Source organism: Flavobacterium sp. GNP008, assembly GCF_056428965.1.
This window is the reverse complement of sequence record NZ_JBWJVL010000002.1, coordinates 170,565-186,210: the sequence shown is the minus strand read 5'-3', so window position 1 is coordinate 186,210 and position 15,646 is coordinate 170,565. Positions and strand designations below refer to the sequence as shown.

General features: G+C 33.3%; 11 protein-coding genes. 7 read left to right on the top strand and 4 right to left on the bottom strand.

Annotated features, from left to right (window positions below; all coding sequences use genetic code 11):
* Positions 1–41 precede the first annotated feature (41 nt).
* A complete protein-coding gene (hutH, locus tag AC0608_RS07195; protein WP_478288602.1) occupies positions 42–1,556 on the bottom strand; it encodes a histidine ammonia-lyase in 1,515 nt (504 codons plus the stop codon).
* Positions 1,557–2,275: 719 nt separating this feature from the next.
* On the opposite strand from hutH, the gene thrA reads away from it, so the two are divergent.
* The 4 genes from thrA to AC0608_RS07175 all read left to right on the top strand — a co-directional run bounded on the left by thrA (position 2,276) and on the right by AC0608_RS07175 (position 9,210).
* Positions 2,276–4,723, top strand: a complete 2,448-nt coding sequence (gene thrA / locus AC0608_RS07190; RefSeq protein WP_478288601.1) for a bifunctional aspartate kinase/homoserine dehydrogenase I — start codon at positions 2,276–2,278, stop codon at positions 4,721–4,723.
* A 106-nt stretch (positions 4,724–4,829) separates the two neighbouring features.
* Positions 4,830–5,750, top strand: a complete 921-nt coding sequence (locus tag AC0608_RS07185) for a homoserine kinase (protein ID WP_478288600.1) — start codon at positions 4,830–4,832, stop codon at positions 5,748–5,750.
* Between the two features lie 138 nt (positions 5,751–5,888).
* Positions 5,889–7,178, top strand: coding sequence for a threonine synthase (gene thrC, locus AC0608_RS07180; RefSeq protein WP_478288599.1), 1,290 nt, complete (start codon positions 5,889–5,891; stop codon positions 7,176–7,178).
* Positions 7,179–7,800: 622 nt separating this feature from the next.
* Positions 7,801–9,210 carry a hypothetical protein gene (locus AC0608_RS07175; protein ID WP_478288598.1) on the top strand — a complete coding sequence of 470 codons (1,410 nt, stop codon included), beginning with the start codon at positions 7,801–7,803 and terminating at the stop codon, positions 9,208–9,210.
* A 65-nt stretch (positions 9,211–9,275) separates the two neighbouring features.
* On the opposite strand, the gene AC0608_RS07170 is transcribed toward AC0608_RS07175, so the two are convergent.
* From AC0608_RS07170 to AC0608_RS07160, 3 genes are all read right to left on the bottom strand, one after another.
* The gene (locus AC0608_RS07170) at positions 9,276–10,184 is read right to left on the bottom strand and encodes an SH3 domain-containing protein (protein ID WP_478288597.1); all 909 of its coding nucleotides are present in this window, start codon (positions 10,182–10,184) and stop codon (positions 9,276–9,278) included.
* A gap of 595 nt (positions 10,185–10,779) precedes the next feature.
* Positions 10,780–11,391 carry a hypothetical protein gene (locus AC0608_RS07165; protein ID WP_478288596.1) on the bottom strand — a complete coding sequence of 204 codons (612 nt, stop codon included), beginning with the start codon at positions 11,389–11,391 and terminating at the stop codon, positions 10,780–10,782.
* 418 nt (positions 11,392–11,809) lie between these two features.
* Positions 11,810–12,349 carry a lipid-binding SYLF domain-containing protein gene (locus AC0608_RS07160; protein WP_478288595.1) on the bottom strand — a complete coding sequence of 180 codons (540 nt, stop codon included), beginning with the start codon at positions 12,347–12,349 and terminating at the stop codon, positions 11,810–11,812.
* A gap of 260 nt (positions 12,350–12,609) precedes the next feature.
* On the opposite strand from AC0608_RS07160, the gene AC0608_RS07155 reads away from it, so the two are divergent.
* The 3 genes from AC0608_RS07155 (at position 12,610) to AC0608_RS07145 (ending at position 15,570) form a co-directional block, all read left to right on the top strand.
* Positions 12,610–13,125 carry a GNAT family N-acetyltransferase gene (locus tag AC0608_RS07155; RefSeq protein WP_478288594.1) on the top strand — a complete coding sequence of 172 codons (516 nt, stop codon included), beginning with the start codon at positions 12,610–12,612 and terminating at the stop codon, positions 13,123–13,125.
* 112 nt (positions 13,126–13,237) lie between these two features.
* Positions 13,238–13,741 (top strand): SRPBCC family protein, encoded by a 504-nt coding sequence (locus AC0608_RS07150; RefSeq protein ID WP_478288593.1) that lies wholly within the window; start codon positions 13,238–13,240, stop codon positions 13,739–13,741.
* A 299-nt stretch (positions 13,742–14,040) separates the two neighbouring features.
* Complete coding sequence (locus AC0608_RS07145; protein WP_478288592.1) at positions 14,041–15,570, top strand: S10 family peptidase; 1,530 nt, start codon at positions 14,041–14,043, stop codon at positions 15,568–15,570.
* The last annotated feature ends 76 nt before the right edge of the window (positions 15,571–15,646 follow it).

Here is a 15,646-nt window from a genome sequence, read left to right as displayed (position 1 = left end):
AATTTAGTTAGGCAAAATTACTTGATTATTAACGGCTAATGTTAAGCTAATATTAACAAATCACTCTCTATTTGAAAAGTATTTAAAAACAAAACCGTCTTCTCAATATCATAATGCAAAATCCGATCTTCTTTGATTAATGGAACATCTTTGCGATACGCTCCTAAAAACATTTCAATAAAATCACTGGATAATAATGGTTTTCTGTATTCGATTGCTTGTGAGGCGTTCATCAACTCAATCGCTAAAATTCGCTCTAAATTATCTAAAACTCGCAAAGCTTTTGTTGCGGCATTTGCTCCCATGCTCACATGATCTTCTTGTCCGTTACTAGATACAATGCTATCAATGCTCGCAGGAGTTGCTAATTGTTTGTTTTGACTTGCAATACTAGCTGCTGTATATTGCGGAATCATCAACCCGGAATTCAATCCTGGATTATCTACCAAGAAAGCCGGAAGACTTCTGGAGCCCGAAATCAGCTGATAGGTCCTTCTTTCGGAAATACTCCCTAATTCTGCCAAAGCAATTGCCATAAAATCTAAGGCTAAAGCCAAAGGCTGTCCGTGAAAATTTCCTCCTGAAATGATTTGATCACTTTCAATAAATATATTGGGATTGTCGGTAACTGAATTGATTTCTGTCTTAAACACTTTTCTTACATATTCGATTGCATCTTTTGAAGCACCATGCACTTGTGGCATACATCGGAAAGAATAAGGATCTTGAACGTGCGTTTTGGGCTGTTCAATAATTTCGCTACCGTCCAGAAAGCCTTTAATGCGGTTTGCAGTTACAATTTGACCTTTATGAGGTCTAATAAAATGTATTAATTCATTAAAAGGCTCTATTCTTCCATCAAACCCTTCAAGGGAAATTGTTCCTATTAAATCAGCCAAATAAGAAAATTTGCTGACTTTAATTAAGATATGTACTCCATAGGCACTCATAAACTGTGTTCCGTTTAATAAGGCCAATCCTTCCTTAGATTGTAACACTATTGGTTCCCAATCAAAATGCTTTAAAACGTCACTAGAATGCACTTTCTTTCCTTCAAAATAAACCTCTCCTTCCCCTAATAATGGTAACGATAAATGAGCCAAAGGCGCTAGATCTCCTGAAGCCCCAAGCGAACCTTGTGTATAAACTACGGGCAGAATATCATTATTATAAAACGCAATCAAGCGCTCTACCGTTTGTAATTGAATTCCGGAATAACCATAACTTAATGATTGAATTTTTAGCAATAACATCAGTTTCACAATCTGGACAGGTACTTCATCACCTGTTCCGCACGAATGCGATTTTACTAAATTTTCCTGTAATTTTGATAAATTTTCGCTAGATATCTTAACATTACAAAGCGATCCAAAACCTGTATTTATACCATAAATGGGATCCGAATGCGAAGCCAATTTTTTGTTTAAATAATCACGACATTTCTCAATATTAATTTTTGCTTCTTCAGACAGTGCCAAAGATTTATGATGCGAAACAATTTCTTCTAATGCTTCAAGGCTAAGTAATTCAGTACTAATATAATGTATGTTATCCATTTTGATCGTGTTTAAAAAGTAAAAATGAATAAATCTTTATAAATACGCAACATTTATTGATAATAATTTAAACTTTACAGTTAAACAAAACCTAATAATAAATTTCATGTAAATATTCACATGGGACCTAGAATAGCTATAATTTTAATTGCTCCCTTTTTTCTTCTTTAAAATATTATACAAACCTTCACCTTTTAAATATAGACAAGTTCAGCCTAATTTGAATGCAACACAAGCATCAATTGAATCAATTGACTAAAATAAAACTATATTTGAATTATATTCAACCTTTGTAAAAAGAACTAAATTATACGAATAACTCCATTACGCACATCATAAATCACTCAATATTTAATTATCCGCAAATAGCACTTATAATTTTAAAATATTCGCAAAAACACAATTAAACCTCTAGTTTTTTGCGAAAAACTGTACTTTTGGATTATCAAAATGGTAAACAAGAAAACAACATATCACACTTCGATAACAACTCAAATTTGGGTTGATACTGCTGTTAAGTCTACTACTACTTCTACTACCCCATTGGGGTAAACCTTTCACATATAATCCTAATTATCTATTTTTTCTGAAGAAAGAAAGTTCTTGGGTGTATAACAAACGATTGTTTTTTCAGAAAAACAACACATACAATTAAATTGTCAGCCTGTTACAAATAAAAAATGGCGATTCCCTATTACATAAAAAATAAATAACTTCGTATGAAAGTATTAAAATTTGGCGGAACTTCGGTTGCCAATGCACAAAACATAAAACTAGTTTTAGCTATTATTAGCCATAAAGCACAAGAAGAAAAATTAATAGTTGTGGTTTCTGCTTTCAGTAAAGTTACTGATTTACTCCAAATTGCATCCCAAAAAGCAGCAGCTGGAGACGAAGGCTTTAAAGATATTCTTGCCGATATAGAGAAAAAACATTTAGACGCTCTCAAAGAACTTATTCCCATAAACCAACAAAGTAGCCTTTTGAGCCATATCAAAAGAATTATCAATCATTTGGAAACCTTATTGGATGGATGTTATCTTTTAGGAGAGTTATCAACCAGAACTTCCGATACAATTTTAAGTTTTGGCGAATTATTGTCGTCCTATATTATTGCCGAGGCGTTAAAACAAAATCTAAAAAACTGTAGTTATAAAGACAGTCGCGAACTGATAAAAACCAACAATCGTTTTGGAAAAGCTGTGGTTAATTTTGACATTTCTAATAAATTAATCGTTGATTTTTTTGCTTCAAATGAAAATCAGGTAGTGGTCATGCCCGGATTTATTGCTGCCTCCTTGGACGGTATTAATACCACTTTAGGTCGCGGTGGATCCGATTATACTTCAGCCATTATTGCTGGAGCAATGCATGCAAATGACTTGGAAATATGGACAGACGTCAATGGAATGTTTACAGCCAATCCAAAAATTGTAAAACAAGCGCAACCCATTGCGTTTATTTCCTATCAGGAAGCGATGGAGTTATCCCATTTTGGTGCCAAGGTTTTATATCCGCCAACGATTCAACCGGTTTTGAAAAAAAATATTCCAATCTTAATCAAAAACACTTTCGAACCTGGAGCCGTAGGAACATATATTTCAAATCAAGAAATAGTCCAATCTAATCCTATAAAAGGAATTAGCCATATTGATCACATTACATTGATTACACTTGAAGGATCAGGAATGATTGGAGTTTCCGGTTCATCTAAAAGGCTTTTTGAGGTATTATCACATAAAAATATTAATGTGATTTTTATTACTCAAGCCTCATCTGAACATTCAATTTGTATCGGAATTCTAAATTCAGATGCAAATGTAGCCGAAGATGCAATTAACAAAGCTTTTGAAGTGGAAATTTCACAAAATAAAATAGAACTTTGTATTGTTGAAAAAAACCTTTGTATCATTGCTTTGGTTGGCGAAAATATGAAAAATCATCAAGGTTTAAGCGGTCGAATGTTTAGTACTTTGGGCAAAAATAACGTGAACATCCGTGCGATTGCTCAGGGAGCTTCCGAAAGAAATATTTCGGCAGTAATCAATGAAAGAGATGTAAAGAAAGCATTGAATTCATTACATGAAAACTTTTTCGAAGAAAACACCAAACAATTGAATCTATTTGTGATGGGCGTTGGAAACGTGGGGGAGAAATTCATTGAACAAATTCACCAACAAAAAAAATTCCTAAAAGACAATCTAAAAATAAACCTACGTGTCATTGCTTTGTCAAACTCTAGGAAAATGTATTTCGACGAAGATGGAATTTCTCTTAAAGATTGGCAATTTGCATTAGAAACTGGGGAACCCGCAGATAAAGAAAAATTTATTTCTAATGTAAAAGAACTCAATCTTCGCAATAGTATTTTTGTCGATATCACTGCAAATGAAAGCGTATCGAAAACGTACGAGCAGTACTTAAAACGAAACATTGCCGTAGTAACTTGCAACAAAATCGCTTGCGCCTCCGAGTACGACAATTATAAAAACCTTAAAAAATTATCCAGACAATTCAATGCACCTTTTCTTTTTGAAACTAATGTTGGAGCTGGGTTACCAATAATAGATACGTTAAAAAATCTTGTTGCCTCAGGAGACAAGGTCAATAAAATACAAGCTGTTTTATCTGGAAGCCTAAATTTTATTTTTAATAATTTTGATAAAAACACTATTTTTCATGACGTTGTTAAAGAAGCTGGTGTACAAGGATTTACAGAGCCGGACCCTAAGATTGATTTGAGTGGAATTGATGTAGCAAAAAAGATATTAATTCTGATACGAGAAAGCGGTTACAAAATGGAAATTGACGAAATAACTAACGAATCGTTCTTACCAGCAGAATGTTTAAATACGACCTCAAATGAAGCTTTTTTTGAATCCTTATTGAAGCATGAGCCCCATTTTGAAACTATTTATAACGAAGCATCAAGTAACGATTCTCGATTAAAATATGTAGCGCAATTCGAAAACGGAAAAGCAAATGTTGGTCTACGATTCATCCCGAAAGACCATCCTTTTTACAATCTGGAAGGAAAAGATAATATCGTACTATTCTTTACAGATCGTTATCTAGACCAACCATTAATTATAAAAGGAGCCGGTGCAGGAGCTGCAGTTACCGCATCGGGTATATTTGCTGATGTGATTAGAATTGGAAACATATAAATAAGTAGTAAAGTCGAATGTTGTAAAGTCTAAAAGGAGCCTCTTGATTTTATATTCATTCCAAAGACTTTACCACTCTATGACTTTAGACTTTAAGACTCGTATTATGAATGAAATAAAAATATTTTGCCCAGCCACAATCGCTAATCTTTCCTGTGGATTTGATGTCCTTGGACTGTGCTTAGAAACTGCGGGTGACGAAATGATTATCCGAAAATCAGATAAAAAAGGGATTCGCATCACTAAAATTGTAGGTGCTGACTTGCCCTTAGAAACTGAAAAAAATGTAGCTGGCGTATCTGCTTTGGCAATGCTAGAAGCGATAGAAACCGACTTTGGGTTCGAAATTGAAATTTACAAACACATCAAAGCAGGTAGCGGAATTGGTAGCAGTGCCGCAAGTTCAGCTGGTGCTGTTTTTGGAATCAATGAATTACTGGGACGCCCATTTACAAGAAAAGAATTAGTACAATTTGCAATGCAAGGTGAAAAACTAGCCAGCGGAAATGCACATGCTGATAACGTGGCTCCAGCCCTTTTAGGCGGATTTACGTTGGTAAGAAGTTATAATCCTTTGGATATTATCAAAATTGAAAGTCCATCTGAATTGTATGCTACTGTAGTACATCCTCAAATTGAGTTGAAAACCTCGGATGCTCGTTCCGTATTAAAGCAAACTGTTTCCTTGAAAAGTGCGATTGTGCAATGGGGAAATGTGGGAGGATTAATTGCTGGTCTTTATACTAAAGATTACGAATTAATCGGGCGCTCGTTGCATGACGAAATTGTCGAACCGTTGCGCAGTGTCTTGATTCCCGGATTTGATTTAATCAAGCATACGGCATTAGCAAACGGAGCCTTAGGTTCCGGGATTTCGGGTTCAGGCCCTTCAATTTTTGCGCTAAGCAAAGGAAAAGAAACTGCTGATAAGATCGCAAAAGCTATGAGTGTAGTATACGATGCAATGAATTTACCATACGAAATTCACGTTTCTAAGGTAAATGATGAAGGAATGAAAATAATATAATTCCTTGATCAGAGAAGGGGAAATAAAAAGAAATAAAAATAGTAATTTTAAAATTACAATAAACACGTTCTAAATCCAGTTTCGTCTCCCTTCCCTTTGGGAAGGGTTAGGTTGGGGATTCTAAAATTAATATAACTAATGAAATATTACAGTTTAAACCATAACGCACCCAAAGTTTCTTTCCGAGAAGCCGTAATCCAGGGATTAGCAACTGATAAAGGATTATATTTTCCAGAAACAATTACCCCTTTAACTTCTGTTTTTTTTGACACTATCGAAAATTTAAGTCATGAAGAAATCGCTTTTGAGGCAATCAAACAATTTGTGGGTAACGAAATCCCAGCAGACACTTTAAAACTAATCATTGCCGAAACATTATGCTTTGATTTCCCTTTAATCGAAGTCGAAAAAGATATGTATTCCTTAGAATTGTTTCATGGTCCGACCATGGCTTTCAAAGATGTAGGCGCACGATTCATGTCACGTTGTCTGGGTTATTTCAATAAAGATAATAAAGATAGTAAAAACACAGTTCTCGTAGCTACCTCTGGAGATACAGGTGGTGCGGTAGCCAGCGGTTTCCTTGGCGTAAAAGGCGTTGAAGTAATTATCCTGTATCCTTCAGGAAAAGTAAGTGATATTCAAGAACGGCAATTGACCACATTAGGTCAAAATATTAAAGCACTTGAAGTAGATGGTGTTTTTGATGATTGTCAGGATATGGTGAAAAAAGCTTTTCTTGACGAAAGTTTAACACATAGAAATCTAACTTCGGCAAATTCAATTAATATTGCGCGCTGGTTGCCTCAGATGTTTTATTTTTTCTTTGCCTATAAGGCTTTAAAAAAGCAAAACAAAACATTTGTATTCTCTTGCCCAAGTGGTAATTTTGGAAATGTTTGTGCGGGAATCATTGCTAAAAAAATGGGATTGCCTATTGAACATATTGTAGCCGCTACAAATGTAAATGATACCGTACCACGATTTCTAGAAAACGGAATTTACGACCCTAAGCCTTCTATTGCCACTATTTCGAATGCGATGGATGTGGGAAATCCAAGTAATTTTATCCGAATTCAGGAAATGTATCAAAATGATGTAAAACAGTTCAAAAAAGATTTTTCTTCATTTACGTTCTCTGATGAGGAAACTATTAATGCAATGAAAACCATATACGATATCGACGGTTACATCACAGAACCCCACGGAGCAATAGGTTATTTGGGATTACAAAAAGAATTACAAAACCATCCGAATGCAATTGGTATTTTCTTAGAAACTGCGCACCCTATTAAGTTTTTGGATACGGTAGAACCAATCTTAAACGTAAAATTGCCGATTCCTTCGCAAATTAAAAGTGTTTTAGGAAAGAGAAAAGTAAGCGTGAAAATTAAAAATTATCAGGAACTAAAAGCTTTTTTGGCGTAAAAATTCTCCTAAATTAACACTAGTATGATTTGATAAATTTTAAAGTAACAAGGTCAAAATAAGACTAAAAATTAAACCGCAGATTTAAAAATTAAATTCTTCCAAACGAAACAAATAATTCAGAAAGCTGACACGAAATTTTAGTATTTAAAGCCATTTTTAAGAATTGTAATTTTTGTCTACTGAAAAAATGACAAAATCCATTTCAACTGTTTGTTTATACTTAAATAAACCTATTAATAGAGTGACCATAAGAATGAGTTTTAGAATAACAAATAGTAATCTTGCCCATTTTAGTCTCCAATTTTAAATATATAATTATGAGTAATTTAGGGGTAACAAAAACAATAAATTTCGAGGCAAAAAAATAAAATTCCAGATCTGAAAATATTCTTTGAATATGATTTATATTATACCTAGTTTTGCACGAAAATTAAGTGGTATATCTTTAGGTCTTGTATGAATACAAAAATACAAACCACACAAAAAAATGACTAAGTATTTAATACCTTATTTGAATCTTATCTATAAAATTCAATGAATTAAAAATACTTCAAAAAACTACCTGATAAAGTAGCTTCCCATATCAACATAATTTATTAAAAGAAGGAGAAAAAAGTTTATGACGGATCATAGCATGAATGCTGTTAGTTTTGAAATTGAATTATTGGATAAGCACAAAGATTATAGGAATCAATATAAATCAAATGATTTGTATTGGGGCGTAGGAATCGAAAACGAATGTTACTTAGAGTTTGAAAATCATCGCGTGGTGGACAAACATTTTTTGCTAAACAGAGGACTTCGTGAAAAATATAGTGTAAATCATTTTAACAATTACAAAGAAAACATATTCAATACTTCATTACAAAAAATATTATCCGATAAAGAATACTATTTACCAGTGCTAATGAACTCCCATTCGTTTACAAAAACGGACATCAATAATCATCATAAAACTTTTGACCCCATTGATAACGAACCAAATCCAGAATATTCAGGGGAAAGTATCTTTGAAATACTACAAAAAAGCAATCCTTATTTTATAGATGAACTTCAAAAAGAATTCATTTTTGATGGTGATACTGTCGAGTTTGTTACGCAAAAATTTTACAAAACAGATGTTGATTCCGTTATTACTGAACTTGCTACAATTAAACAAGGCTTTATAAATAATTTACAAAATGCCTTTCAAAAAGATAAAATCTTTACGGAATATGGCGCTATAAAAATATGTTCTGAAAACCATCCCTTTGCTATATTTATTTCAAACAACACTAATTATTCTGTTTTTAATAATATGACCTATCATTTCAATTTAACTATTCCAACTGAGTTAAATAAGGAAGGTGAAATTAAAGACAAAATAGATTTTATAAAAAAACATCAGAGAGCTATTCGATTATTTCAATGGTTGAGCCCCTTGTTTATGATAAAATTTGGTTCATCCGATTATTTATCCCATCATGACAGCAGTGTCAATTTAACTAAAGCATCTCAAAGATGTGCAATGTCAAGATACATTGGGGTGGGTACATATGATACCAATGTAATGAAAACCGGGAAAATTGTTCAGATGAATTTTAATGAACACCCCATGCATGAGAATCCAATGTGGTGGGTGAACCGCTATTCTGAAATATCAGATTACGAAAAAATTGATAAAATTGGGCTTGATATCAATTTCCACAAGCACAAAAATCATGGCATTGAGTTTAGAATATTTGATTATTTCAACGAAAAATACTTACAAGAAGTTTTGAATTTTCTTGTTTTTATAATGGATCATGCCTTATTGAACGAAATCGAAAATCCAATTTGTGATTTGGAGTGGAATAACTTTGTCTATGAATCTATAATACATGGCAAAGAAACCTGTGTACCATCAAACCTTATTCTCCTTTTAGAAGACATGTTGTCTATTAAAATAGAATCTAATGATCCTATACTAATTTACGAACAAATATACAGCAGCTTACATGATACCTATTACAAAGAAGGTTTTTGCAGCTCTTTGTTAATTAAAAAATAAGTGACAAACACTATACTTCTTGTTGCCCTATGACAGCAAGAAGTATACTATTTAAAGGTTTTTTACTAGTCATGATAATAAAAAATAGCAGAGGCATATCCTTTTTCCTGCTCTTTATTGTTCCACCAATCTTTTCTTATTTCTGAAAAATAATTATAATTATCAGCGCCTGCTTGGGACTGTAATGGATAAATCACCTTGCCGTCTTTCCTGTAGGCCTTGTCTGTATCAGTTTCTGGCACTACCACTACAATATGTCCCGATTTATTCAAAATTAGTCTTTTGGCGCAAATAATACCTACTCCACCGTTAGCATTTACTTTCTTTTGAAGTTCGTCTACATCCTCAATCCTTACCCATCCAAACTCATTCCCAGATTGTATAAACCAATCATAAATGTAATTTGAATAAAAAGGCTTTACAGTATCATCAAAAACCAATGCAACTTCGTTCCCTTTCTCAAGCTGCGCAATTGCCTTATCAGTCCATCTGAGTCTGGGGATATATACCTTTGCAAAAAAACAATAGTCAAATGTGTAAATATTACAATAGGTATCCGAAGCATCTTTCTGATACCTGAAACTATTTGAAACATCCAGCGCCTTTATTATGTTTCCAATTGAAATCAATTTAGATTCCGTACTTGTTATATCCCTAAAAGGGATGGACGGATCATCAATAGGTTTGTACGTTTCTTCTTTATTGTTTAGACTTGCTTTAGCACTTAGTTCAAAATTAGGAATTTCAATATCTATACTTTTTACGTTGGTTTCAACAACGGCTTCAATATCTTTATAAAACACAAAACCCTCTTTTTCAGTATTTAAAAGTTTTACTTTCCACCAATCTGGTGTCGTTTTCTCAATTAATTTTACGGTATGCCTAAAAGGTATTTGTATTAAAATTTTGGAATTATTTTGCGTTGCCGGTAAATCTCTGAGATTTGATGACGGGGAAGTGACTCTATATTTCATACTAATCAGTTAATTATAAATGATTCTGGTGCCAAAATACTAAAAACAACCAAGAAAGTACCAAAGAAAACGATTATTTTTAGTGCTTTTTTTGAACCAATTCTAAAAATCAATAGTATTTAATGGTAATAATCCATACTATTTAGTCTGAAGAAAATGAGAGTGAACAAATTAAGATTTAGAAGGAATTGATGCTATTTAAGGATATTATTTGTACAAATATTTTAAAATACAAAATAGCTGGTAAAATTCTACATTTGTTTTTATAAAAATGTGATTTGCTGTTTGAAATCTAGCAAAATCAAAGTACTGATCGTTCAAGCTAATCGATCGAAAAATTAAACTGGATGAATCCAAAATCGTTTTTTTGCAATAGCGTTTATAGTAAACCGAAACAGCATAATTTTTTTTTAATTTTCATATAAAAATAAAGACCGATTAAATGTATTATTTAAACCTTTATTAAATTGAAAATTTATATTTTAATAGTAAAATATTCTAGCGTTAAGTAGATAACCTATTTAAGTGTGCAAAATAAATTTTAGTTTAGGTAAAGAAAATACAATTCATAAATAGTATTTCTCAATTTATAAAACTACGTTGTGGCCGTTTTTACTATCCCTTTAATTACTTCGTCCAGTTGGTTTGAACTTTCCAGAATCATATCGCAAATATTACTTGTATTGCTATCCAGTAATGTTTTATCTATAATACTACTAAGCCCAATTATATTGCTCAAAGGTGCTCGAATAAGATGCGATTGCTGAAATATGATTTTTTTAATAATCGCTGATTTTTTTTCATTCTCTTGTTGGACACTTTGCAGTTGTAATTCCTCAGCAACATACTTCGTTATATTATATCCTAGACAAAAAACTCCTACTGGATTTTTTTGTTCATCAAATATTGCTTTATATTCCCATTGAGTATAAATATATCCTCCTTGCCCATCATGTTTTCTAATTGTTGCAGGAAATAACTCACCAGGATTTTCAAAGCATTTAGTAGAAACTTCCATACAAGTATTCCTATCATCAGGATGCATTGTAATGTAATATGGTTGGCCTACCAGATTATTTTCTATATGTGAAAAATTTTTGGCATAGTACTCATTAACATAAGAGTACGTTCCATCCATACTGGTGGTAATTGCATAAAACAAAACAGATTTATCTAATAATGCCTTAGTTTCTTCAAAATAATCCATAAACTATTTTTTAATGTTTATCAAATATACCTATTTCATGTAATTAATATCAAACTATTTGTAATTTAAAAGCTACTAAACATAAAAGTAATTATGCATTTTTTTAATTTATAAAAAAATAGAATTAAAAAATATTGTTTTTTTTGTAGCGTAATAGCTATTTTTTAATATAAATCTACATAAAAAAACTATAAAGCTTTAGCCTTTCTCGATAAAACCAAAAAAAATATCAAATCATATTTGAACTTCGACTAAAAAACAAACTATAAATAAAGATCTAAAATGCTTATTTTTTATAAATTTCACAAATAAATCCGTCACATCGAATTATATTAGATAAAAATGCTCAATAAAATGGTAAGTATTACTCTTGAAAATAACCGAACTCAAACCCCTCAATTTTTACTACAATAAACGACTACAATTTATTAAACTTAAATTTCTGCCCGCCAATCGAAGCCTCGTACATAAGCCCGCCCTTCTGCATAGTAAACACCATAACGCCATCCGTATATTTTACGTTAGTTGATGCACCTGCGGTTACGGCTACTGCAGAAGCTTGTGCAGAAAACTCGAAGCGACTATTTTTAAAGCGCTCCAAATCGTTTTTTGACTCAAAAAATATCACTTCACGATACGCTTGGCCCCCTGCCTGGAATCCTATACTCACTTGCGATAATTTTGCCATACCAACAAGCTTGTTCTGTTCATAAACGACTCCATTACCAGCCGCACCCCCAATACCAAATCCTCCCTTACCTACATTGGGAAATATAGCATAGCCATATGCTTTATCAAAAATCCCTTTCATGAGACCATCACTCTTTATGAACTCTGACTTTGCTGTTTGGCTGTCAGCAATAATTTTATTTTTTTTAACAGAAGACTGTCCAAAAACAGGTGCTATATTCAACACACAAGCCATAATTAGTACCCAAATAATATTTAAATTTTTCATCCTAATATGTATTTAATTATTAAATAATTTCTTTACTCAAAGATAAAAAAAAATATTATACAATAATAAAAACTACATGATTATCAATGTTATACGTTTTTTTTAATTGATTTATTATGGATAAGAAGATGTATTTTATATTGTGAAATGAGTGGTGGTAACAATGGAAAAACACGAATACGAACAAAAATAAAATCCTGTTTTAATATCCTTTTTTCTACCTTTGAAATAAATAATAACATCCGAATACCCTATTATTCATGATTACAAAAGCTACACATACAGATGTTTCCTTATTAAATATTTTAATAAATTCAGCCTATCGCGGTGAATCCTCTAAAAAAGGATGGACCACTGAAGCCAATCTGTTAGAAGGACTCCGAACTACTGAACTAGAACTAACCGAAACTCTTGTTGACCCTAAAAACACTATCCTAAAATTTACAAAGAATGAACACATTATAGGTTGTGTACTGTTGATAGAAAAAGAGAATCAATTGTATTTAGGGATGCTTACGGTTTGCCCAGAATTGCAGAATAGTGGCATTGGCAAAAAATTATTAGAACAGGCTGAAATTCATGCTTCGATATTGGGCTTATCTAAAATTGTAATGACTGTCATATCTGTTCGGGAAGAATTAATCGCATGGTACAAACGCAATGGCTATGCAGATACCGGGGTAAGAGAACCCTTCCCAACAAGCAACGTTCATATTCCTATAACAAAACAACTCTTAGAATTTATTGTATTAGAAAAAAGTATTGGATCGTTTTGAAGAATTTAATTTTGATGAATTTGAGAAAAATAACTACCTTTAATAGTTTATTTTTTCAAAAATAAAACGAGTAAAATGACAATCAATTTAATCAATGTTAAATCAAAATAAAATGGCAGCTAATCCCAAAACACTTGTTGTAAAAGATTTAAAAGAGAAATCAATTCTTGTATCCAGAACATTCACGGCTCCACTCGATAAAGTTTGGCGTGCGTACACTGAAAGTGAGTTATTGGAACAATGGTGGGCGCCGAAACCTTGGAAAGCCGAAACCAAAATAATGAATTTTTCGGTTGGCAATTATTGGCTATACGCTATGGTTGGACCTGATAATGAAAAACATTGGGGGCGAATGGATTATACAGCTATAACACCACAAATAAGTTTTGAAATTAAAGACAGCTTTTGTGATGAAGACGGAAATATCAACCCTTCCCTACCAGTTTCTTCAGGAACTATTACTTTTACTAAAACAGCATCGGGAACTTTGATAGAATTCAAGATGTTTTATTCTAATGAAAAAGAGATTGAAACCATGATTGAAATGGGCTTTGAACAGGGCATTACCGCTTGTCTGGAGCAATTAGAAACGTTATTTCAAGAAAATAAAATCTAACGATTTCCAAAATTTCTATTTATTTACGGGTGGCTGGCGTAAGGGATTGCGGCGGCATCCTTTATTTTTTTTCTTTAAAAGAATAAAGATAGAGCCAAAAGCCCGACCCCAGAGCTGCAGATATTGGAATGGAAAAGGGAAATTTCTGCTTTGGGGTTACGCCCAAATACCGTTTCATGGTTGGGTAATTACAATTCTGCTTTCTGCTTTTTGTCACTCTATTAAAAAAGCAATACATTAGTGCTGTTACAATTGCTTCCAAAAAAAACAGCATTGAAATATATCAAACTAATCTCTTTATGAAAAAAACAGTACTATCCTTGCTCTTCGTTGGATTTTTTACCGCTTTGCATGCCCAACCTTCAAAACCACCTACAACTCCTGCCGCTCCAAAAGAAGAAAGTTCAGCCGCAAATCTTACTTTCAATCCAGATTCGCAAGTGGTGACGGAACATAGTACGACCATCAAAGGTCAGAAAGTGTCCTACAAAGCCACCACTGGGACGATGCCGGTTTGGGACGAAGACGGAAAAGCAATTGCCGGTTTATTTTACACGTATTACGAACGTTCCGATGTAAAAGATCGTGCCGCCCGCCCTTTGGTTATTTCTTTTAATGGTGGTCCGGGTTCGGCTTCGGTGTGGATGCAAATTGCGTATACGGGTCCAAGTTTGATTAATATTGATGATGAAGGCTACCCATTACAGCCTTATGGAATCAAGGAAAATCCGTATTCAATTTTGGATGTTGCCGATATTGTTTTTGTAAATCCGGTCAATACCGCGTATTCAAGAGCAACGAGCAAAGAAATACCAACTACAAAATTCTTTGGAGTAAATGCCGACATTAAATACCTTGCCGATTGGATTAATGGATTTGTATCCCGAACCAATCGCTGGGCTTCGCCTAAATATTTGATCGGTGAAAGTTATGGTACAACCCGCGTTTCCGGACTAGCACTAGAATTACAAAACAGCGAATGGATGTATCTGAACGGTGTTATTCTGGTATCGCCAACTGAGTTGGGAATCGCTCGCGGAGTTGCTTCGGAAGCGGCACTGAAATTACCTTATTTTGCTGCTACGGCTTGGTATCATAAAATGTTACCTACTGATTTACAGAACAAAGATTTAACAGCCATGTTACCGGAAGTGGAAGACTTTACAATAAATGAATTGCTACCCGCAATGAGCAAAGGAGGCGCATTAGACGATCAAAAAAGAAAAGAAATGGCTGCTAAAATTGCGCGCTATTCCGGACTTTCGGAAAAAGTAGTTTTGCAAAATAATTTAGATGTTCCGTATGATTATTTCTGGAAAGAATTGTTACGCGATCAAGGGTTTACGGTAGGAAGATTAGATTCCCGCTACAAAGGAATTGACCGCAAAGCGGCTGGTGACGGACCTGATTTTAATGCGGAACTTACTTCTTGGCTCCACTCCTTTACTCCTGCCATCAATATGTACTTGCGTAATAATTTAAACTACAAAACCGATTTCAAATACAACATGTTTGGTTCTGTTAGACCTTGGGACGATTCCAATGATAAAACCGGAGAAAATCTGCGTCAAGCCATGGCACAAAATCCATATTTGCATGTAATGGTTCAGTCCGGTTATTATGACGGAGCCTGTGATTATTTTAACTCGAAATACAACATGTGGCAAATGGACCCAAGCGGAAGACTAAAAGACAGAATGTCCTGGAAAGGCTATAGAAGCGGCCACATGATGTACTTAAGAAAAGTAGATTTAGAAACTGCTAACGAAGATATCAGACAATTCATAAAACAATCTTTACCTAAAGCCGGAGAATCGGCAAAATATTAGGTTCGGTAGTACTTTTATAAAAAAGGCTGTTCTTAATGATTTTAAACAGCTTTTTTTATACAAATACAATAACTAA